Below are 21,123 nucleotides of genomic sequence, written 5' to 3' on the forward strand. Positions count from 1 at the left end.
GCTACAGGTGCTGTCCCGTCGCCACCTCGAGGTAGCTGCGCTTCGCCTGTTGCAGGTGTTCAACGCACAGCTTGGCCAGCGCCACGTTGTCGCGGCCCTTCAACAGCCGGATCATGCGCAAGTGCTCTGTCGCGGCAGCTTCTGAATGGCCTGTCTCGGCGGTTCGCTTCGCGCGCACCGGCAGGCTCAGCCACATGTAGTGGCGGATCGACTCGACGAGGTACGGGTTGCCGCAGCCGGAGAAGAGCGTCAGGTGGAACTCGTCGTTGATGCGGTGCACGGCGCCGTAGTCTCGCGCCTTCAGATGCTGCACGAATTCTTCGTGCAGCGTTTCCAGCGTTTGCAACAGCGCAGGGTCGGCCGGCAGCGGGATCTGCATCGCGGCTTGCCGCTGCAGAAGCTCGCGTACCTCGTAGATCTGCAGCACCTGGCTCGCGGCGAGCGCGCGCACGCTGGCGCCCTTGTTCTTCTCTCGCACCACGATGCCAATGCGCTCGAGTTCGGCCAGCGCCTGCCGCACGCCATGGCGCGTGGCACCGAAGCGCGCGATCAGCTCGTCTTCGATCAACCGGCAGCCGGGCGCCAATCTACCGAAGATGATGTCTTCGCCCAGCAGCCGCACGACGGCATGCGTGTGGGTCGATACCGCACTGGCGGGCGCATCAAGGGGGAAGTCCATGAGGGCCGATTCTGCCAACGGTGACGCCATAAAAGACGCCCGGGAGGTTTGTGCCTCCAAGGCGTTTCTCTACCGGGGCTGTCGTCGCCCTTCAGCCGCGTTCAGGAATCGAACGCGATGCGCGGCCCCGAGCCTGGGGGCGTGCAGGTGTACGTGACCTCTTGCCCCGAAGCCGTGGCCAGCGCGCGGACGGCCGCGTCGCTGCGCTGGCTGCCGTCCGAGGCGACAAAGGCCTGGGCCGTCGGGTTGTAGACCAAGCCGCGCGAGACGCCACCCTCGACCACGCGGGCGACCAGGCTGCACTCGGTCGTGGCGCCGCCAAGCTCCTTGGAGACGAAGGGCGTTTGCGCACGCTGCAGCAGCAGGTTGATGCGGCCTGACACCGCCGACGCATTGGTGGCGGTCAGCGTGATCTGCTGCCCCACGATCGGTGCGAGGTCGCTGTCGAAGGCCATCATGAAGTCCACCACGTCGCGCCTTGTCGCGTCGGGGTTGAGGATGGGAAAGCCGGTCGTGAGCTGCGGGTCGAAGACCTTGGCAGTGAAGAAGCGGAACAGCGTGTCCACCGCGCCGTCGTTCACGAAGCCGAAGCCACGCACCTGGTCGCCCACGAAGCCGGTGTCAGGGGCACCGAAGAAGTTCACTTTCGGTGAGCCGAACATGCCGACCTTCTGGTACATGTTGCGCAGGTGCGGGATCTTGATGATCTGCGGGATGCCCTCGAAGCTCGCGCGCCCGCCGGTGCCGAAGAAGCCGTTCGCCGGGTCGAGGCGGTGGCAGCCTTCACATGTGAACGCCGTCTGGTTGGGCACCAGGCCGCCGAGCGGGCCCACGTCAATGCCGTCCGACGGGCGCGAGCCGCTGTAGAAACTGCGCCCGCGCTGTTGTGACGCGGTGAGCGAGTTGTCGAGCTTGCGGATCGGGTTGGGCGGCAGCATCACCGGCAGCTGGAAGTCGGCGAACTTCTGCATCTCGGCCTCGGTGAGCGGTGCGGTGCCGCCCAGCAGGCCCTCGAACGCCACGGCGAAGTTCTTGAACGACAGCGTGCTGTCGGTGCCGCTGCTGCCGAAGATGCCGGTGGCGCGGTCGCCTCGCCAGTGCATCGCGCCGGCGTTGCGCATGCCGCGCAGCGTCTGCGTCGTCATCGGCCCCTTCATCGGGTGGAACTCGTTGGCGTTGTCGCTGCCGTTGATGGGCGAGGTCACGCCGAAGAGCACCTTGCCCAACGCGATCTCTAGCGCCGAGGCGAGGTTCTTGGTGATCGGGTTGTTGGTGACGCGGTCGTCGGGGTTGCCGAGGTCCCAGGCCAGGTCGTCCATGTCGCCGAAGGTGTGACAGCTCGCGCACGAAGCCTCGCCATTGGCGGAGAAGCGGCGCGCGTCGTAGAGGAAGGGCCGGCCGGTCACGACCGACGCCGGTTCGGGGTTCTTCATCGCGACCGACGACAGCGTGGCGTGCGAAGCCAGGTCGACCACCTTGACGGCGTTGTCGAAGCGCGTGGTGACGTACAGCCGGCCACGCGCTTCGTCGAGCACCAGCCCGCTCGGGCCACCGCCGCCCACTTCGATGTAGCGGCTGCTTGCCGTGCGCGGGTTGAAGCTGTCGTTCTCCAACTCGGCCGTGTCGAACACGCCGATGCGGCTCGAGCTGAAGGCTGCGACGTACAGCGTGCGGCCGTCGCCAGTGACCGCCATTTCCAGCGGCATGGCGAGCGAATGGTCCTTCATCGTCCAGTCGAAACCTGGCTGGCTGGGCAGCTTGGAGTAGTCGATGTGCTTGTTCAGATGGCGTGGCGAGACGGCCCCGCCCGAGATCACCGTGATGCGTGTCTGCGCCAGCTTGCCCTGCACGGTGTGGCCGGCATAGTTGCCCGGACCTTCGAAGCGCGCTTCGTTGATGGCATCGGTGTTCGAGACGTACACCTTGCCCGTGACCGGGTTGGTGACCATGTTGAACAGCACCGTGCCCACGCCGGTGTGTGCGGCCTTCTGCGCGAGCGTGTTGGCGTCGACAGCGAACACGTCCTGGTCGGGCAGGCGGAACTGCACCGCGTTGTTCCAGTTGCGCCGCAGCTCGTCTTCCCACTTGCCGGTGGCCTTGTTGAACTTGACGATCAGGCCGACCTCGGGCGCCTTCTTGCCTTCGAAGTTCGTCTTCGGGCCGGGATTGCCGCCGGGCATGATCTTGCCGTTCTGGCCGATGCAGGGCAGGTTGGGGTTGAAGCCTTGGCACACCAGCGGCTGCAGCACGGTGGTGGTCTGGTTGCCTGATTTGAATGCCGCCACGTAGACCGTGCTGCGGTCCGGGCTCACCGCCAATGCGCGTGGCGTGTCGCTGAAGAAAGTCATGATGCGTTGCGGCAGGCCACCCACCGCGCTGCCCAGGTTGGCGGTGTTGAACACCCACACGTCGGCCCGCCCGATGCTGGGGGTAGTGAGCTGCGGGTCTCCGGCGCCGGGCACGTTGGCAAGCGACCGATCGCTGCGGTGCTGGCCGCGGTGTGCGGTGGTGATGAAGGCACGCTCGGGGCTCCCAGCGAAGACCACGTCACGCGGCTCGTCGCCCACGAGCAGCGTGCGGACCACGCGCGGCGTGCCGCTCAGGTCGACCACGCTCACGCTGTCGGACAGGTGGTTCACCACCCAGACCTCCGTGCTGCTGCGCGCAGCCACCGCGACCGGCTCCAAGCCCACCGGCACGCGCGCGAGCAGTTGCGGCGCGGCACCGGTGATGTTGAAGACGTCCAGCGTGTTGTTGGGCGTGTTGGCGACGAAGAGGCGCGTGCGGTCGGGCGACATCGCCATCGGTCGCACCGGCCCGCTCTCGAACTGCATGAAGGACGGCGACTGGGCCGCTGCCGGCCCGATGGACAAGCTCAGGGCCAGGCCCAAGACCCAGCCTAGCAAGGGCAGCAGCAGGTTCGCCAGGGGCCTGCCCCGGCGTGGCATCGGTAGCGCGTGCATGGTTGTCTCCTTCTCTCTTTGTGGTGATGCGGCCAGCGTGTGGCGCCGGCTCGCAGAGGCATCGTAAGAAGCACACCCGTGCTGCGCCCCCTCCGCCGGGAGGGGGCGGCCGAGCAGGTGCGGCTCGCCCAAGGCATCGGCGCGCTCCGCTACACTCGCGCGCCTTCCGGGGGGACACCCGACCGGCGCTTGCCGGATCAGGGTTCACCCTCCCCGGGTTGCCCGTGATGTCAGACACGACGATCGAGCCACCGCTGCTTGCCCCCTCCAGCGTTTCGCGCCCCGCCCTGATGGCGCGGCTCGACGCTGCCTCCAAGCTGCGGCTGGTGGTGATGGCGGCACCCGCCGGCTCGGGCAAGACAACGCTGCTCACGCAATGGTTTCGGCGCAGCCGGCAACGACGCGCTGCGGCCTGGCTCACCCTCGATCCCGCGCCCCAGGGCCCCGCTGCACTGGCAGCCCGCCTGCTGGCGAGCCTGAGTGCCGCGGTGCCCGATCTGCAGCCGCATGCCACCCACCCGCCCGATGGCGAGCGCCTGGTGCCGACCCTGCAAGCCCTCTTGGCGCAGCGCAGCGGCGACTTGCTGATCGTGATCGACGACATGCACCGAGCCCAGGACGCGCCCTGCATGGCCCTGCTTGATGCCTTGCTGGCGGCGTCGGCCCCTGGCGTGCACTGGGTGCTGGCCGGGCGCTGCCTGCCGGCGCTAAACCTGCCGGCTTGGCGGCTGCGCGACCAGCTCGAGATGGTGGACGGTGGCGACCTGGCGTTCGACGCAGGCCAAGTCATGCAGCTCGGCCGCAAGCTGATGGACGAGCCGCTCAGCCGCGCGCAGGCCGAGCGCCTGCTTGAAGCCACACAGGGCTGGACGGCCGGCGTGAAGCTGGGCCTGCTCGCCGTCAGCACCTCGGCCGCGCACCCACAGCAAATCGACGCTGCGCTTGCCGACTTTGACGGCGGGCACGTGGACATGGCTGCGTACCTCGAGCACGAGGTGCTGCAGGAGCAAAGCACGCCGCTGCAAAACTTCCTCCTGTCGACCAGTCTGGTCGACACCATGACCGGCGAGCTGTGTGATGCACTGCTCGGTCGCGACGGCTCGCAGGGAGTGCTGGAGAAACTGGAGCGCAAACAGTTGTTCGTCACGGCGCAAGACAGCCATGGGCTCGCCTTCCGCTACCACCCGCTGTTTCATGCCTTCCTGCGCAGCCGGTTGGCTGCCGAACCGGCACGCCAGCGTGCGCTGCACGAACGCGCCAGCCGCTGGTATGCGGCGCAGCTGCGCTTCGCCGAAGCGCTGGCCCATGCCTTCAAGTCGGGCGAGGTGGGCTGGTGTGCCGAGCTGGTCGAACGGGCCGCGCTGCGCTGGCAGCAGTCGGGCGACATCGCGGAGGTGGTGCACTGGTGCGAGCGGCTGCCGCACGAACAGCTGCTCGCCCGCCCTGCATTGGGTGTGACCTACACCACCTGCCTGGTCCTGTGCCGCCGCTTCGACCAGGCCCACGCGATGCTTCGCCGTCTGGCCGAGAACGGGACCGCCTCGGGCTTCCACCTTCGCACGCTGCAGCAGATCCTGCAGGCCCTGAGTGGCGAGCACGAAGCGCTCGCCGACGAACCGCCCGCTGCCGACCAGACCGACGGCGACGCGCAATTGCGAGGCCTGCATCTCGTCAACCGCGCCTACGCGATGTTCTGCGCCCACCGGTTCGATCCGGCCTGGCGTCTGGCCATGCGCGCGCGCGAGATCCTGCAGCCGATCAGCCCCTATGGCGATGGCTATGCGAGCAGCGTGCTGGCGCTCGTCGAGCGCGCGAAGGGCGACTTCGGCTCGGCGGCACGCCGCGTGGAGCAGCTCTGGGCCGGCGTGCGCAATGCCCCGCGCAACGCGGCGTGGGCCAATGCGGCCACAGCGCTCGCGGTGCTGCGCTACGAGACCAACCGCCTGGCCGAGGCGCGAGCGCTGTGCGAAGAGTTGCTGCCGCTGGTCGAAGCTGGCGGCACCTACGAGACGCTGGTGGCGGCCACACGCACGCTGTCGCGTGTGCGCGCGGCAGAGCGTGAGCCCGAGGCCGCCATGCGGCTGCTCGACTACCTGCATGGGATTCTGGAAGGCAGCCTCGAGCGGCGCTTTGCCGCGCAGGTGTGCTTCGACAAGGTGCGGCTGTGGCTCGCGATGGGCGAGCCCGTGCGGGCGCGCGATTGCGCGGCCGAATTCGGTGTGGGCGACGACAGCGCGGAATGGCAGGCGACACGCCCTTACGACGAGGCCTGGGAACGCCGCGGCATGACCCGCGCCGCGCTGCTGTCGCACGCACAGCGGCACGAGGAGTCACGCGCCATCCTCCAGGTGTTGCGCGGCAGTGCCGAAGCAGCAGGCCATGTGCTTCGCCTGCATGCGGTCGAAGCCGCGCTGGCCAGCACCCTGTGGGAAGCCGGCGCGCGCGACGAGGCCCTGCAGTGCCTGCTCCAATCTTTGCTGCGTGCACGCGGCCACGCGCCTTCACGCAGCTGGTTCGACGACAACCCGCGCTTCCACCAGGTGCTGATCGCGGCCCTGCAGATGCCGCAGATGCGCCGGCTGATGCCCGAGCACGTGCTGCGTGTCTTCGGGGCGGCACTGGGGCGCACGGACTCCCCTCAAAAATCAGGTAAGCAAGCCGTCGGTGGCCGGCCTGCCCACGCCGTCGACACGCTGACCGCGCGCGAACTGGAGGTGCTGGGTTTAATGGCCCAGGGTCTGACCAATCAGCAGATCAGCGCCCGCGCACAGATATCGATGACGACCGTGAAGTGGCACGTGAAGAACATCTTCGCCAAGCTCGGCGTGGGCACTCGCGTGGGCGCGCTGGTCCGGGCGCGCGAGCTGCGGCTGGTCGAGTGGGGCGAGCGAAAAGGCGCGGGACACGGCGGGCGATAGGGCTCAAGGGACTGAAAAGACAGTCCAGCCGACCGCCCCGGCAGGCTGGTTCTGATTACCTGGCATGCAATTGCTGGGCAGCGGCGTCGATCCTAGTCTTGGTGCTCGCCATCCAACCATTCGCCCAAGACATCAAGAGGTACGCCATGTCCAACTTTCCACTGCATACGATCAAATCCGCCCCCGAGAAATCAAAGCCCGTTCTTCGGACACTTGAGCACACGTTCGGCTTCATTCCGAACGTCGCCGCAGCCATGGCGGAATCGCCAGTGCTCATCAACGGCTTCATCGGCGTATTCGAAAACGTCCACGCCGGCAGCTTCACCGAAGCGCAGATACAGACCTTGCTGCTGACCAACGCCGTCACGAACGCGTGCCCCTGGGCAGTTGCCTTTCACACCGCGCTGGCGCTGAAGCAGGGTCTCGACCCAGCTGATGTGCAAGCCATCCGCGAACGCCGCGTACCGACTGACGCGGATCACGCAGCTCTTTCCACCTTGGCAAAGAGGCTGATCGAGAAGCGCGGGCGCCTCGATGAGGGCGACCTTCGGGCGTTCTTCGCCGCAGGCTTCGGCAGCGAGCATGTGCTGGAAGTGATCACCGTCGTCGCTGCCTCGACGATCACCAACTATGCGGGAAACGTCGCCGCTCCGCCCCTGGAGGATGCGTTCGCGGCGCATGCCTGGAGCGCGTAGCGCCCACCTGCGGCGTCGCGATCAGGTTTCGTGATGCCGCTCGGTCGCTTCGTCCGCCGGGAACATGCATTCGATGCGGAGCTCCTGTGCGGCAACCGTTTGAGGTGTTCCGACGGTCGTGATCATCGAGTGGTAGCTGAGCGTTACGCCGTCCTTGCTGAACGCAATCGGGATGAAGGGCATCGACGTTGCTTGCGGCATCACGTTCAACGCCCTCGGGTTCTTCCACTCTGCATCGATCCCCGGATACGCCATCAATTGCGAGAGCAGCTCCTTGGTGCCATCGTCGATGACACGATCTACCGACTCCCGATAGACGCGCTGAATCAAACTTTTTCCCACGCTGTCCCAGTTCGCGATGAAAGGCCGCATGCCTTGCGGGTCGAACATCAGGTGAAGCAGGTTGCGGGGAGTCCGGCGTTGCGAGAGATCGATGAAGCGGTTGAAGAACCTCGGAGCCGACTCGTTGCTCATGAGGACGTTCCAGTGCCGGTCCATTACCACCGCCGGGAAGGGTTCGTGCTGCCGCAGCATGCGTTCCAGCACCTTGTTGATGCTCAGCATTTCGGCGGCGTTCCAAGGCTCTTGCGAAAACACCGGGGCGTACCCGGCCGCAAGCAGCAGCGCATTGCGGTCGCGAAGCGGCACATCCAGGGCCTGGGCGATCCCCATCAGCGTTTGCCGCCCGGGGGCGCTGCGACCGCTCTCGATGAAGCTGATGTGCTTCTGCGATACGCCGGTGTCGAGAGACAGGTCGAACTGGCTTCTGCCTCGCATGGCACGCCAATGGCGCAAGAGCACGCCCACTTCGCTGGTCGTTGAGGGGTCGGCGGGCTGCGGCTGGTTCATGGGGCTTTCTGGTCTGTCTGAGACTAGCCGACGCTATCGCCCGGTCTCAACTACCTTCGAAGTAATCGCTCAAGCGGCGGTGACGCGCCAGATCACGTCGCCCACGTCGTCGGCCATCAGCAGGCAGTTGCCCGGGCCGATGGTGACGCCCACCGGTCGTCCATACGACTCTTTCTCGTCAGGCGAGAGAAAGCCGGTGAGGATGTCTCGCGGCGGCCCGCTCGGGCGCCCGTTGGTGAACGGCACGAAGGCCAGCTTGTAGCCGCTGAGCTTGCTGCGGTTCCACGAGCCGTGCTGCCCGATGACCATGCCGTCCGGAAAGCCGGGCAGCGTGCCCGCGGGCATCCAGCACAGGCCCAGCGAGGCGGTGTGCCCGCCAAGCGCGTAGTCCGGCATGAGCGCCTTGGCGACGGCGGCGGGGTCTTGCGGCACGCGGTCGTCGACCGTCTGGCCCCAGTAGCAATACGGCCAGCCGTAGAAGCCCCCGTCGAGCACCGAGGTGAGGTAATCCGGAGGCGTCTCGTCGCCGAGGCCGTCGCGCTCGTTGACCACCGTCCAGAGCCGGCCGGTCTGCGGCTCCCACGCCATGCCCACCGGGTTGCGAAGGCCCGAGGCGAAGATGCGGTGGCCGCCCGTGGCGAGGTCGAGTTCGTAGATGCAGGCGCGGCCTTCCTCGACCTGGAAGCCACTCTCGGCGATATTGCTCAGCGAGCCCACGCCGACGAAGAGCTTGCGCCCATCGACGCTCGGCAACAGGCTGCGCGTCCAGTGGCCGCCGGGCTTGTAGGTCGTGAGCTTTCGTCCGGGCGCGTTGATGCGCGTGGCCCCGTTCGTGTACGGGAAGGCGACCACGCCGTCGGTGTTGCCCACATAGAAGGTGTCACCCAGCATAGCCATGCCGAAGGGCTGCCTCAGGCCTTCGAGAAAGGTCTCGCGGGTTTCGGCGACGCCATCGCCGTCGGTGTCGCGCAGCAGCGTGATCCGGTTCGGGCTGACGCCCACGGCTGCGGCGCGCCGCATGGTGCTGACCATGGCGTAGTCGAAGATGGAGCGAACCGTCCCCGGCACGCTGAGGGATTCGGCAACTGTCACGTCGCCATTCGGCAGCGTGTGGACCCAGCGGGGGTGCTTCAGGCCGCTGGCGAATGCGTTGACCTTGAGGCCGGGTGCCGCCATCGGTGTCTGCCCGGGAGCCCAGCCTTTGGCCGTCGGCATCTTGAGCGTCGGGATGGCGCCTTGCGGCTTGGCCGTGGGGATGGTCGGCGAGGTGCCGACGGCCTGCTGCTTCACATCACCCTGCCGTCGCCGCCACACGATGGCCGCGTCACCCACCAGCGCGACCGCTCGCGCGAAAACACCAGACAAGCTCATTGCGTTCTTCTCCTTGGTTTTATTGCGCCCGAGGCAGACCCCATGGGCGCGACATCCTTGCATTGTCCTGTCCACGGGGCCTGGCCCGATGCAGCGCGATACTGCGACCCCATGCCTTGGGAGCCGCCATGTTCGACATCATGACCCGACGCCGCTTGACCTTGTGCTGTGCCGTGGCACCCATTGCGGCCCTGGTGGCCTGCGCGACGACGAAGGCTACTGCCTCGCTGCCCGCGGGCGCAGTGGCAGCGTTGGCGCCCAGCGGTCGCCTGCGAGCCTGCATCAACCTCGGCAACCCGATCCTTGCCAACCGCGACAGCGCCGGAGTCGTGAGCGGTGTGTCGGTGGACATGGCCACCTTGCTCGCCGAGCGCCTGGGTGTGCCCTTGGACCTGGTCGTCGTCGATGCCGCATTGAAATCCGTCGACACGGTGAAAGCCGACGCGGCCGACATAGGCTTCTTCGCCATCGACCCGCGGCGCAGCGATGGCATCGGCTTCACCGCACCCTACGTGCTGATCGAAGGCGCCTACCTCGTGCGGCAGGACTCGGCCCTCACCGACAACGCACAGGTCGACCGTGCCGGCGTTCGCATCATGGTCGGGCGCGGCAGTGCTTACGACCTGTACCTGTTACGCGAACTGAAGGCCGCGCAGTTGATGCGCACGCCCACGTCGCAAACCGTCGTCGATCGCTTTCTCGCGGAGAACGCCGACGTGGCGGCCGGCGTTCGACAGCAGCTCGAAGCCGACGCCGCTCGGCTCGGCGGCTTGCGGCTGTTGCCTGGGCGCTTCATGGTCATTGAGCAGGCGATGGGGCTGCCGTTGACGCGCGGTGCCGCTGCGACAGCCATGCTCACGAGCTTCGTCGAGCAGGCCAAGGCGAGTGGCTATGTGGCGCAATCGCTCGCGCGGCACAACATCCGCGGCGCCATCGTCGCACCGGCCTCGCGCTGACGTCTCTCGCTGATGTCGCTCTTGATGTCGGCATTGACGCCTCTCGCGCTACATTGATGCGCGGTCCCGATTCCCGGGCCTTCACCTGACCGAGGCGCATCGATGACATCCACCTGGCTCATTGCCTTCGCTTCGTTGTGCGCCTGGCCGGCCGTTGCCGGAGCGCAGCAGCTCTACCGCTGCGGCAATACCTACAGCCAGACGCCGTGCGCGGCCGATGCCGCTTCGATGCGCATCTCGCCCGGTGCCGCACCGGAGCAGGTACCCGGAGCCTCGGGCAAGGACCTCTGTGCGTCCGATGGCGTGGCGCAGCTGCACTTTCCCGACCCGGACAGCACCCGCATCCAGTCGGTCACCAAGGCGGGCTCCGAGGCGATTCAATATGCCGGCAAGCCCATGGCGGCACGCAAGTACCACCTGGCCATCAACACCAAGGACGGCAACGGCGCTTACACCGGAGACCGCGTGTACGTGTGCTACCTGAGCGAAGACGAGCGGCGCGTCCTGAAGGTCGACCTGCGGCGCTGATCTGAAGTCTCGAGGGCCGAAGGACCGAGCGAGTGAGAAGGGCCTTGGCATCAGCCTTGCTCCGGGCTGAACGTTCCAAATTGTCTCGCCCGGCTGGCTTACTCGGACTATCCCGACAAGCTGCCGCCAAAGCGCTTGTTTGCATTTAGACTCGCGCGTCGTTTGTCATCCACAAGGTGGCCCATGAAGAAAATCTCCCGCATTGCCCGTCATACCCTGGCGGCTTCTCTCCTGATCGGTGCTGTCTGGGGCGCACAAGCTGCCACCACGCTGATCTATTGTTCCGAAGGCAGCCCCGAGGGTTTCGACCCCGCGCGCTACACCGCCGGCACCACCTTCAACGCCAGCTCACGGCCGATCTTCAATCGGCTGGTCGAGTTCGAAGACGGCGGCACGACCCTCCAGCCTGGCCTGGCCGAGCGCTGGACCATCAGCCCCGATGGGCTGGTCTACACCTTCTTTCTGCGCAAGGGCGTGAAGTTCCACACCACGGACTACTTCAAGCCCACACGCGACCTGAATGCCGACGACGTGATCTTCACGTTCGACCGCATGATCAACAAGGAAAACGCCTTCCAGAAGGCAGTGCCGGCGTCGTTCGAATACGCGTCCGACATGGGCTTGGACACCAACATCGCGAAGCTCGAGAAGCCCGATGCGATGACGGTGAAGATCACGCTGAAGACGGTCGATGCTGCCTTTCTGGCCGATCTGGCGATGGACTTCGCGTCGATCAACTCCGCCGAATACGCCGACAAGATCCTGAAGGCCGGCACCGGCGTCGACCTGAACACCAAGCCCGTCGGCACCGGCCCCTTCGTGCTGAAGCGCTACGAGAAAGACGCGCAGATCCGCTTCGCTGCCTTCGAAAGCTACTGGGGCGGCAAGGCCAAGATCGACAACCTCATCTTCTCGATCACCATCGACTCGGCGGTGCGCGCGCAGAAGCTCAAGGCCGGTGAGTGCCACGTCTCGTCGTATCCGAAGCCGGCCGAGGTCGAGGCGCTCAAGAAAGACCCGAAGATCAAGCTGATGTCGCAGAACGGCCTGAACGTGGGCTACCTCGCGATGAACGTCACGCACAAGCCCTTCGACAGCCTCGAGGTGCGCCAGGCCGTCAACATGGCCATCAACAAAAAGTCGCTGGTCGATGCGGTGTACCAGGGCGCCGGCGCGGTGGCGGTGAACCCGATCCCGCCGACGATGTGGTCGTACAACAAGTCGATCAAGGACTACGAGTACAACCCCGAGAAGGCGAAGGCCCTGCTCGCCAAGGCCGGTTTCCCGAACGGCTTCGAGACCAAGCTGTGGGCCTTGCCGGTGCAACGGCCTTACAACCCGAACGGCCAGCAAGCAGCCGAGCTGATCCAGGCTGACCTGGCCAAGGTCGGCATCAAGGCAACCATCCTCAAGTACGAGTGGGCCGAGTACCTCAAGCGTGCCAAGGCAGGCGAGAGCGACATCGGCATGTTCGGCTGGACGGGCGACAACGCCGACCCCGACAACTTCATGGCCACGCTGCTCAGCTGCGCGGCCGTCGGTGGCTCCAACTACGGCCAGTGGTGCAACAAGGAATACGACGCCTTGATCAACAAGGCCAAGCAGACGGCGAACGTGGCCGAGCGCACGAAGCTCTACGAGCAGGCGCAGGTCGTGTTCAAGCGCGAAGCCCCGTGGGTGCCGATGGCGCACTCGGTGGTCTACCAGCCGATGCTGCAGAACGTCGAGGGCTTCAAGATGAGCCCGCTCGGCACCGTGCAGTTCTACGGCGTCAGCCTGAAGTAAAGCGGCTGCCTCGCCGCGCGCCCGCTCTGGGCGCGCGGCCTTTCCCTTTTGATCGAGGCACATTCATGCGTTCGCACGTCACGCTGGCGATTGCGCTGCTCGTCTTGCATTCCGGCATGGCCGGTGCGCAGGCGTCGGGTGCGGGCCTGGACCGCAGCGGCTTCGACCCAGCGGTACGGCCGCAGGACGACCTGTTCAAGGCCGTCAATGGCCAATGGGTCAAGGACACGCCGATTCCGGCCGACAAGTCCAACTACGGCACGTTCATCCTGCTGCGCGACCGCTCCGACGAGCGGGTGCGCAAAGTGATCGAAGAACTCGCGGCCGCGCCCGCGGCGACGGGCAGCAACGAGCAGAAGGTGGGTTCGTACTACCGCAGTTTCATGGACGAAGCGGCGATCGACGGCGCCGGTCTTGCACCGTCGTTGCCGTGGCTCGCGCAGATCGACGGCCTCAAGAACAAGGCTGCGCTCGCCGGCTTGATGGGGCAGTGGCAAGGCCAGGTCGCGGTGCCGTTGACCGCGCGCATCACGCCCGACCGCAAGCAGCCCGGCATCTACAGCGTGACCGTGTGGCAAAGCGGCCTGGGCTTGCCCGACCGCAGCTACTACGTCGAAGACGGTGAGCGATTTGCCAAGGCTCGCGCCGCCTACGTGGGCTATGCGGAAACATTGCTGCGCCTGAGCGGTGACGCGCACGCCGCGCGCAGTGCGGCGACGGTGTTTGCACTGGAGAAGCGGCTGGCCGAAGTGCAATGGGCGCCGGTCGACAACCGCAATGCCGTCAAGACCTACAACCCGACAACGCCGACGGAACTGAAGCGCGCGGACCCGGGGCTGGCGTGGGACCGCTTCTTCGCAGCGGCAACGCTGCCGCCGATGGAGCGGCTGTCCGTCGGCCAGCCGAGCTATGCCAAGGCGATGGCCCGGCTGGTGCGCGAACTGCCGCTGGCCGACTGGAAACTCTATCTGCGCGTGCGCCTGCTCGACGCTGCCGCGCCGGTGTTGCCGCAGCCGTTCCGCGAGGCGCACTTTGCCTTCAACGGCCGCGCGATTCAGGGCAGCGAACAGCAGAAGCCGCGCTGGCAACAGGCGACGGCAGCACTCGATGCCGCACTCGGCGAGGCCGTGGGGCAAGGCTACGTGGCGCGCTACTTCCCACCTGCCAACAAGGCCCGCATGCGCGAGCTGGTGACCAACCTGCTGACGGCGTATGGGCAGTCGATCGACAGCGTGACGTGGATGGGCCCGCAGACCCGGCTGCGCGCCAAGGAGAAGCTCGCCAAGTACGGCGTGAAGATCGGCTACCCCGATGTGTGGCGCGACTACTCGGCGCTCACGGTGCGTGACGGCGATGCGCTGGGCAACCAGATGCGCGCCAATCGCTTTGCGTACGAACGCCGAGCGCGCCGCGTCGGCGGGCCGGTCGACCGCAGCGAATGGAGCATGACGCCGCAGACGGTCAACGCCTACTACAGCCCGCCAGTGAACGAGATTGTGTTCCCTGCCGCGATTCTCGAGCCGCCGTTCTTCGACATGAACGCCGACGACGCGGCCAACTACGGTGCCATCGGCGCCATCATCGGCCACGAGATCAGCCACGGCTTCGACGACCAGGGCAGCCAGTTCGACGGCGACGGCAAGCTCGACAACTGGTGGACGGCCGACGATCGCAAGGCCTTCGACCAACTGGCCGCGAGCCTCGCTGCCCAGTACGACACATACGAACCCATTCCAGGGCACAAGGTCAACGGCCGGCTGACGCTGGGCGAGAACATCGCCGACCTGTCGGGCCTGCAGATTTCGTACAAGGCCTATCAGCTGTCGCTCGCCGGCAAGCCCGCACCGGTGATCGACGGGCTGACCGGCGAACAGCGTTTCTTCCTCGCGTGGGCGCAAGCATGGCGTGGCAAGGTGCGAGAAGCGCGTGCCTTGCAGCAGCTGACCGTCGATCCACACTCGCCGCCCGAATTCCGCGCCAACGGCGCTGCCGTCAACCACGATGGCTTCCACTCGGCCTTCGGCACACAACCCGGCGACGGCATGTTCAAGCCCAGTGACGCCCGCATCCACATCTGGTGACCCCATGAAAAATTCGACGATTCGACGTTGGGGCGCTGCCCTCGCGGCGCTGTGCACCGGCACCGTGTTCGCGGCCAGCCTCGGGAGCGGTATCGACCGCAGCACCGCCGATCCCGGCGTGCGCCCGCAGGACGATCTGTTCCTCGCTGCCACGGGGCAGTGGATCAAGAGCACACCGATCCCCGCCGACAAGGCGGCCTACGGCGTGTTCCAGGAGCTGGCCGACCGTGCCGATGTGCGTGTGCGCAAGATCTGCGAAGAGCTGAGCCAGGGTGAAGCGGCGAAGGGCAGCATCGAGCAGAAGGTCGGCTCGTACTACCGTAGCTACCTCGATGTCGATGCCATCGATGCCGCGGGCATCGCGCCGCTGACACCGTGGCTCGCGCAGGTCGATGCCGTGAACACGCCGGCCGAGCTGGCCGTTCTGTGGGGCCGCTGGCAGGGCGTGGTCGACAGCCCGATGACGTTGGCCGTGGGCGGTGACCCGAAGCAGCCCACCATCAACCGCCTGGTGGCGAGTCAATCGGGCCTGGGCCTGCCCGACCGCGACTACTACCTGAAGCGCGAACCCAATTTCGCCAAGGCGCGCGCGGCCTACCTGACCTACATGGAAACGCTGCTGCAGTTGGGCGGCGATGCACAAGCGGCCGCCCACGCCAAGGCTGTGATGGCGCTCGAGACCACGCTCGCGCGAGCGCAGTGGTCTGCCGAAGACAGCCAGGACGCGATCAAGACCTTCAACCCGATGACGATGCCGGTGCTGGCACGCCATGCGCCGGGGCTCGACTGGGCCGCCTTCTTCCGCGCCGCCGCGCTGCCCGAGATCGACCGCCTGTCGGTGCAGCAGCCGAGCTATGCCCGCGCCATGGCGCGCCTGGTGCAAAGCACGCCGATCGACACGTGGCGGCTGTACCAGCGCGTGCGGCTGATGGATGCGCAGGCCAGTGTCTTGCCTAAACCCTGGAGAGACGCAGCGTTCATGCTGCGTGACAAGACCTTGCGCGGGCAGGAAGTGGAGCGGCCGCGCTGGCAGAAGGCCACGGCCGCCGTCGACGCAGCGCTCGGCGAAGCGGTGGGGCAGGTCTACGTGGCTCGCCACTTCTCGCCCGAAGCCAAGGCGCGCACGCAGGAGATGGTGGCCAACCTGTTCGCAGCCTTCGGGCAGTCCATCGACCGCCTGAGCTGGATGACGCCGGCAACTCGCCAGCGTGCACAAGAGAAGCTTGCCAAGTACACCGTCAAGATCGGCTACCCCGACAAGTGGCGCGATTACTCGGCCCTGGAAGTGCGCAATGGCGATGCCTTCGGCAACGCCGCCCGCGCCGGCCGCTTCGAGCACGAGCGCCGCGCCGTGCAAGTGGGCAAGCCGGTTGACCGCAGCGAATGGGGCATGACGCCTCAAACGGTGAATGCGTATTACGACCAGAGCGTGAACGAGATCGTCTTCCCGGCGGCCATTCTCGACACGCCGCTGTTCGATATGGGCTTCGACGACGCGGCCAACTACGGCGCCACCGGTGCGACCATCGGCCACGAGATCAGCCACGGTTTCGACGACCAGGGCAGCCACTACGACGGCAACGGCAAGCTGCAGAACTGGTGGACAGCCGCCGACCGCAAGGCCTTTGACGCTTTGGGCAACCGGCTGGTGAAGCAATTCAACGGCTATGAAGCCCTGCCTGGCCACAAGGTCAACGGCCGGTTGACGCTGGGCGAGAACATTGCCGACCTGTCGGGCCTGGAGATCGCCTACAAGGCCTACCTCCTGTCGCTGAAAGGCCAGCCGGCGCCGGTGATCGACGGACTCACCGGCGACCAGCGCTTCTTCCTGGCCTGGGCTGCCTCGGGGCGCGAGAAGATGCGCGACGCCCGCATGCTCGAACTCGTGACCCATGACCCGCATGCCCCGGCGAGGTTCCGCGCCAATGGGGCGGCCATCAACCTCGATGCGTTCCACGCCACCTTCGCCACTCAGCCCGGCGACCGCATGTACAAGCGCGGCGACCAACGCATCCGCATCTGGTAAGCCCCGGGCACGGGGGTTGCTGCACCCGCTAAAGTGAATGATCTTCTGAATTGTCTGAACCGCCCATGAACAAGCGCTCTTCTCTGGTCTCTGCGACCCTGGCTTCTGCGACGCTGGCTGCAGCCGCCCTCGGCCTCGGCGGCACCGCCCACGCCGCCGGGACCTTGACGGTCTGCACCGAAGCGTCGCCCGACGGCTTCGACATTGCGCAGTACGAGTCGGCCGTCACCAACGACGCGGCAGGCCGCACGATTTACGACCAGCTGCTGGGTTTCAAGCTGGGCACCACCGAGATCGAACCCGGCCTGGCCGAAAAGTGGGACGTGAGTGCCGATGGCACCGTCTACACGCTGCACCTGCGCAAGGGCGTGAAGTTCCACAGCACGGCGTGGTTCAAGCCCACGCGCGAATTCAATGCCGACGATGTGCTGTGGTCCATCAACCGCGTGAACGACAAGAAGCACCCTGCGTACGGCGCCGCGAAGAACGGCTACGTGTACTGGGAGGGCATGGGCATGTCGTCGCTGATCAAGGCGGTGGACAAGGTCGACGCCTACACCGTTCGCATCACGCTGACGCACCCCGAAGCGCCGTTCCTGGCCGACCTCGCGATGGAGGCTATCGGGTCGATCTTCTCCGCCGAATATGGCGAGCAGCTGCAGAAGAGCGGCAAGTTCGACCAGCTCAACACGCAACCCATCGGCACCGGCCCCTTCATCTTCAAGAGCTACCAGAAGGACGCCATCATTCGCTACACGGCGAACACGGCCTACTGGGGTGGCGCGCCGAAGGTCGACAACCTGATCTTCGCCATCACGCTCGACCCGAACGTGCGCATCCAGCGCTTGAAGGCCGGCGAGTGCCTCGTCGGCACGAACATGAAGCCCGAGACGGTGAGCACCTTCGACAACGACCCCAACGTGAAGATCGTGCGCAACAACCCGCTGCTGGCCGCCTACATCGCGCCCAACACCAAGCACAAGTTCCTGAGCGACAAGCGCTTCCGCGAAGCGATGTGGCTGGCGCTCGACAAGAAGACCTACATGTCGGCGGTTTACGGTGGCAATGCCACGCCGGCGGCGAGCTTCCTGCCGCCGCCGATGTGGAGCTACGACAAGACGCTGGTCAACCGCTTCGATCCCGAGAAGGCCAAGCAACTCGTCAAGGCCGTGGGCTACGACGGCACCGAGCTCGCGCTGTTCACGCGTATCGGCGGTTCCATCGACGGCAAGCGCGCCGCCGAGCTGATGCAATCCGACTGGGCACGCGTCGGCATCAAGGTGCGTGTGCAGATGATCGAATGGGGCGAGCTGCTCAAGCGCACCGGCAAAGGCGACCACGACATCACCTTCCTGAGCTGGGCCGGCGACAACGGCGACCCCGACAACTTCCTCACACCCAACCTGACTTGCGCTGCAGTGACTGGCGGCGGCAACAAGAGCCAGTGGTGCAACAAGGAGTTCGACAACCTGATCGATACAGCGCGCAAGACGGTCGACCCGAAGAAGCGCACCGAGCTTTACGTCAAGGCACAGAAGCTGGTGTACGACGAGGTGGCGGTGATCCCGACGGTGTACCCCGTGAACATGACGGCGCTGAACAAGCGCGTCGAAGGCTTCGTCCCCAACCCATTCACGCACAACGACTTCCGCGCGGTGAGCGTCAAATGAGCGCGCTCGCGCTGAGACGCTGGCTGGTCGCCAGCACGATCTCCTGCACGCTGTGTGTGGCGCAGGCGGCGGGCACCGTGACCTTCTGCTCCGATGGCGCGCCCGAAGGGTTCGACGTGGTGCAGTACGAGACGGTGATCACCAACGACGCATCGGGCATTCCGCTCTACGACACCTTGCTCCAGATGAAGCCCGGCACCACCACGGTGGAGCCCGGTTTGGCCGAGCGCTGGGACATCAGTGCGGACGGCACCGTCTACACGCTGCACCTGCGCAAGGGCGTGAAGTTCCACACCGCGCCCTGGTTCAAGCCGACACGCGACTTCAACGCCGACGACGTGCTGTGGTCCTTGAACCGCATCAACGACAAGAGCCACCCGGCGCATGGCGTGGCGAAGAACGGCTACCCGTACTGGGCCGGCATGAGCATGCCGGAGCTCATCAAGTCGGTGAGCAAGGTCGATGACCAGACGGTTCGCATCACGCTGAGCAAGCCCGAGTCGCCCTTCGTCGCCGACCTGACGATGACGTCCATCGCATCGATCTACTCGGCCGAGTACGCCGATCAGCTGCTGAAGGCCGGCAAGCTGGAGCAGATCAACACCCAGCCCATCGGCACCGGACCGTTCGTGTTCAAGAGCTACCAGAAAGACGCCGTCATCCGCTATGCGGCCAACACGGCGTACTGGAACACGCCACCCAAGGTCGACCTGATCTTCGCGATCACACCCGACCCGAGCGTGCGCATCCAGCGCCTGAAAGCAGGTGAATGCCTGGTGAGCCTGGTGGGCGGCGACAACGCCCGTGCCTTTGATGGCGATGCGCGCATCAACCTGCTGCGCAGCAAGCCCCTGACCACCAGCTACCTCGCGCCCAACAGCAAGCACCGGTTCCTGTCGGACAAGCGCTTCCGGGAGGCGCTCTCCATCGCCATCGATCGGAAGACCTTTGTGCAATCGGTCTATGGCGGCGAAGCGGTGCCTGCGGGCAGCTTCCTGCCGCCCGGCATCTGGAGCCATGACGCCTCGCTGAAGACAACGCAGGACATCGAGCGCGCCAAGCAGCTCGTCAAGGCGTCGGGCTATGACGGCAGCGAGTTGACGTTTTTCGCCACGGCACGCACCAGCGATATCAAGCGCGGCACCGAGCTGCTGCAAGGCGACTGGGCACGCATCGGCGTGAAGGTGCGCGTTCAGTTGATGGAGCTGGGCGAGCTGTACAAGCGCACCGGCAAAGGCGAGCACGACCTGGCGCTGCTGAGCTGGTTCAGCGACAACGGCGACCCCGACAACTTCTTCACCCCCAACTTGAGCTGTGCTGCCGCCGAGGGCGGCGGCAACAAGTCGCAGTGGTGCAACAAGGCTTTCGATGATTTGCTGGCCGCCGCACGCGCCACGCCCGACCTGAAGAAGCGTAGCGAGATCTACGTCAAGGCACAACAACTTCTGTTCGCCGAGACAGGCTTGATCACCCTGGCGAACAAGCTCGATGTGCGAGGCGTCAACAAACGCGTGCGCGGCTACGTGGCCACGCCCTTCGGTGGCAGCGATTTCCGCGCGGTGCAGGTGGACTGATGCTCGGCTTCATTCTCAAGCGCCTCGCGCTCGTCGTCCCCACCTTCATCGGCATCACGCTGCTGGCGTTCTCGCTCATTCACCTGATCCCCGGCGATCCGGTGCAGGTGATGGCGGGCGAGCGCCGGCTCGACCCGGCGTTCCACGCCGAGGTGCTGCACCGTCTCGGCCTGGACCGGCCGCTGTGGGAGCAGTACGGCAGCTACCTGTGGAAATCAATGCACCTCGACCTGGGTGAATCGTTCGTGACGCACGAGGCCGTGTGGAGCGAATTCCTGAAGCTCTTCCCGGCCACGGTCGAGTTGTCGATCTGCGCGCTCTTCATCGCCACGGTGGTGGGGCTGCTGGCGGGCGTGCTGGCGGCCATCAAGCGCGGCTCGGTGCTCGACCATGGCGTGATGGGCCTGTCRCTCACGGGCTTCTCGATGCCCATCTTCTGGTGGGGCCTGCTGCTCATCATGTTCTGCTCGGTGAACATGCGCGAGTGGGCGCCGGCGTGGGCACTGCCCGTGTCGGGCCGCATGGCGCTCGAATTCGACATCGCGCCGCGCACCGGCTTCATGCTGATCGACGCGTGGCTGTCGGGTGAAGAGGGCGCTTTCCGGTCGGCACTGTCACACCTGGTGCTGCCGGCGATCGTGCTCGGCACGGTGCCGCTGGCGGTCATTGCGCGCATGACACGCTCGTCAATGCTCGAGGTGTTGCGCGAAGACTATGTGCGCACGGCCAAGGCCAAGGGCTTGTCGCCTGCGCGGGTGGTGTTCGTGCACGCGCTGCGCAATGCCCTGGTGCCGGTGATCACTGTGATCGGCTTGCTGGTCGGCACGCTGCTCGGCGGGGCGGTGCTCACCGAAACCATCTTCTCGTGGCCAGGCATCGGCAAGTGGCTGATCGACGCGATCAGCCGGCGCGACTATCCGGTGGTGCAAGGCGGCATCCTGATCACTGCGACGCTGGTGATCGTGGTCAATCTTCTGGTGGACTTGATGTATGCGGTGGTGAACCCGCGCATCCGGCATGCGAAATGA

General features: G+C 66.0%; 14 protein-coding genes. 10 read left to right on the forward strand and 4 right to left on the reverse strand.

The window, feature by feature from the left end; genetic code table 11:
• Position 1: 1 nt before the first annotated feature.
• Together AC1DYS_RS07235 and AC1DYS_RS07240 are read right to left on the reverse strand one after the other, a co-directional pair.
• Positions 2 to 679, reverse strand: coding sequence for a GntR family transcriptional regulator (locus tag AC1DYS_RS07235; RefSeq protein ID WP_477897542.1), 678 nt, complete (start codon positions 677 to 679; stop codon positions 2 to 4).
• A 101-nt stretch (positions 680 to 780) separates the two neighbouring features.
• Positions 781 to 3,642, reverse strand: a complete 2,862-nt coding sequence (locus AC1DYS_RS07240; RefSeq protein ID WP_477897544.1) for a YncE family protein — start codon at positions 3,640 to 3,642, stop codon at positions 781 to 783.
• Between the two features lie 227 nt (positions 3,643 to 3,869).
• Here AC1DYS_RS07240 and AC1DYS_RS07245 point away from each other — a divergent pair, with 227 nt between their 5' ends.
• A complete protein-coding gene (locus tag AC1DYS_RS07245) occupies positions 3,870 to 6,560 on the forward strand; it encodes a winged helix-turn-helix domain-containing protein (RefSeq protein ID WP_477897546.1) in 2,691 nt (896 codons plus the stop codon).
• Positions 6,561 to 6,706: 146 nt separating this feature from the next.
• On the forward strand, positions 6,707 to 7,255 hold the full coding sequence (locus AC1DYS_RS07250) for a carboxymuconolactone decarboxylase family protein (protein WP_477897548.1): 549 nt from the start codon (positions 6,707 to 6,709) through the stop codon (positions 7,253 to 7,255).
• Positions 7,256 to 7,276: 21 nt separating this feature from the next.
• Here the strand turns inward: AC1DYS_RS07250 and AC1DYS_RS07255 are convergent, their stop codons facing one another.
• Together AC1DYS_RS07255 and AC1DYS_RS07260 are read right to left on the reverse strand one after the other, a co-directional pair.
• Positions 7,277 to 8,104: a helix-turn-helix domain-containing protein gene (locus AC1DYS_RS07255; protein ID WP_477897550.1), complete on the reverse strand. Its 828-nt coding sequence runs from the start codon at positions 8,102 to 8,104 to the stop codon at positions 7,277 to 7,279.
• A gap of 69 nt (positions 8,105 to 8,173) precedes the next feature.
• Positions 8,174 to 9,475, reverse strand: a complete 1,302-nt coding sequence (locus AC1DYS_RS07260) for a PQQ-dependent sugar dehydrogenase (RefSeq protein WP_477897552.1) — start codon at positions 9,473 to 9,475, stop codon at positions 8,174 to 8,176.
• 128 nt (positions 9,476 to 9,603) lie between these two features.
• On the opposite strand from AC1DYS_RS07260, the gene AC1DYS_RS07265 reads away from it, so the two are divergent.
• The 8 genes from AC1DYS_RS07265 (at position 9,604) to AC1DYS_RS07300 (ending at position 21,123) form a co-directional block, all read left to right on the forward strand.
• Positions 9,604 to 10,431, forward strand: a complete 828-nt coding sequence (locus AC1DYS_RS07265; protein ID WP_477897554.1) for a transporter substrate-binding domain-containing protein — start codon at positions 9,604 to 9,606, stop codon at positions 10,429 to 10,431.
• 102 nt (positions 10,432 to 10,533) lie between these two features.
• Positions 10,534 to 10,959, forward strand: a complete 426-nt coding sequence (locus AC1DYS_RS07270; protein ID WP_477897556.1) for a hypothetical protein — start codon at positions 10,534 to 10,536, stop codon at positions 10,957 to 10,959.
• Positions 10,960 to 11,142: 183 nt separating this feature from the next.
• Positions 11,143 to 12,744 (forward strand): ABC transporter substrate-binding protein, encoded by a 1,602-nt coding sequence (locus tag AC1DYS_RS07275; RefSeq protein WP_047499061.1) that lies wholly within the window; start codon positions 11,143 to 11,145, stop codon positions 12,742 to 12,744.
• 65 nt (positions 12,745 to 12,809) lie between these two features.
• Complete coding sequence (locus AC1DYS_RS07280; RefSeq protein ID WP_477897558.1) at positions 12,810 to 14,825, forward strand: M13 family metallopeptidase; 2,016 nt, start codon at positions 12,810 to 12,812, stop codon at positions 14,823 to 14,825.
• Between the two features lie 4 nt (positions 14,826 to 14,829).
• Positions 14,830 to 16,851, forward strand: a complete 2,022-nt coding sequence (locus tag AC1DYS_RS07285; RefSeq protein ID WP_477897560.1) for a M13 family metallopeptidase — start codon at positions 14,830 to 14,832, stop codon at positions 16,849 to 16,851.
• Between the two features lie 65 nt (positions 16,852 to 16,916).
• A complete protein-coding gene (locus tag AC1DYS_RS07290) occupies positions 16,917 to 18,521 on the forward strand; it encodes an ABC transporter substrate-binding protein (RefSeq protein ID WP_477897562.1) in 1,605 nt (534 codons plus the stop codon).
• Positions 18,518 to 20,095, forward strand: a complete 1,578-nt coding sequence (locus AC1DYS_RS07295) for an ABC transporter substrate-binding protein (protein ID WP_477897564.1) — start codon at positions 18,518 to 18,520, stop codon at positions 20,093 to 20,095. The genes AC1DYS_RS07290 and AC1DYS_RS07295 overlap by 4 nt, the downstream gene beginning before the upstream one ends.
• Positions 20,095 to 21,123, forward strand: a complete 1,029-nt coding sequence (locus AC1DYS_RS07300) for an ABC transporter permease subunit (protein ID WP_477897566.1) — start codon at positions 20,095 to 20,097, stop codon at positions 21,121 to 21,123. The genes AC1DYS_RS07295 and AC1DYS_RS07300 overlap by 1 nt, the downstream gene beginning before the upstream one ends.

The sequence above is a fragment of the Rhizobacter sp. P2_G4 genome (genome assembly GCF_056403575.1).

Coding starts and splice junctions, on each gene's coding strand:
- AC1DYS_RS07295 (WP_477897564.1), top strand. CDS start 18,518: ATGAGCGCGCTCGCGCTGAGACGCTGGCTGGTCGCCAGCACGATCTCC.
- AC1DYS_RS07255 (WP_477897550.1), bottom strand. CDS start 8,104: ATGAACCAGCCGCAGCCCGCCGACCCCTCAACGACCAGCGAAGTGGGC.
- AC1DYS_RS07245 (WP_477897546.1), top strand. CDS start 3,870: ATGTCAGACACGACGATCGAGCCACCGCTGCTTGCCCCCTCCAGCGTT.
- AC1DYS_RS07240 (WP_477897544.1), bottom strand. CDS start 3,642: ATGCACGCGCTACCGATGCCACGCCGGGGCAGGCCCCTGGCGAACCTG.
- AC1DYS_RS07270 (WP_477897556.1), top strand. CDS start 10,534: ATGACATCCACCTGGCTCATTGCCTTCGCTTCGTTGTGCGCCTGGCCG.
- AC1DYS_RS07280 (WP_477897558.1), top strand. CDS start 12,810: ATGCGTTCGCACGTCACGCTGGCGATTGCGCTGCTCGTCTTGCATTCC.
- AC1DYS_RS07265 (WP_477897554.1), top strand. CDS start 9,604: ATGTTCGACATCATGACCCGACGCCGCTTGACCTTGTGCTGTGCCGTG.
- AC1DYS_RS07235 (WP_477897542.1), bottom strand. CDS start 679: ATGGACTTCCCCCTTGATGCGCCCGCCAGTGCGGTATCGACCCACACG.
- AC1DYS_RS07290 (WP_477897562.1), top strand. CDS start 16,917: ATGAACAAGCGCTCTTCTCTGGTCTCTGCGACCCTGGCTTCTGCGACG.
- AC1DYS_RS07250 (WP_477897548.1), top strand. CDS start 6,707: ATGTCCAACTTTCCACTGCATACGATCAAATCCGCCCCCGAGAAATCA.
- AC1DYS_RS07275 (WP_047499061.1), top strand. CDS start 11,143: ATGAAGAAAATCTCCCGCATTGCCCGTCATACCCTGGCGGCTTCTCTC.
- AC1DYS_RS07260 (WP_477897552.1), bottom strand. CDS start 9,475: ATGAGCTTGTCTGGTGTTTTCGCGCGAGCGGTCGCGCTGGTGGGTGAC.
- AC1DYS_RS07285 (WP_477897560.1), top strand. CDS start 14,830: ATGAAAAATTCGACGATTCGACGTTGGGGCGCTGCCCTCGCGGCGCTG.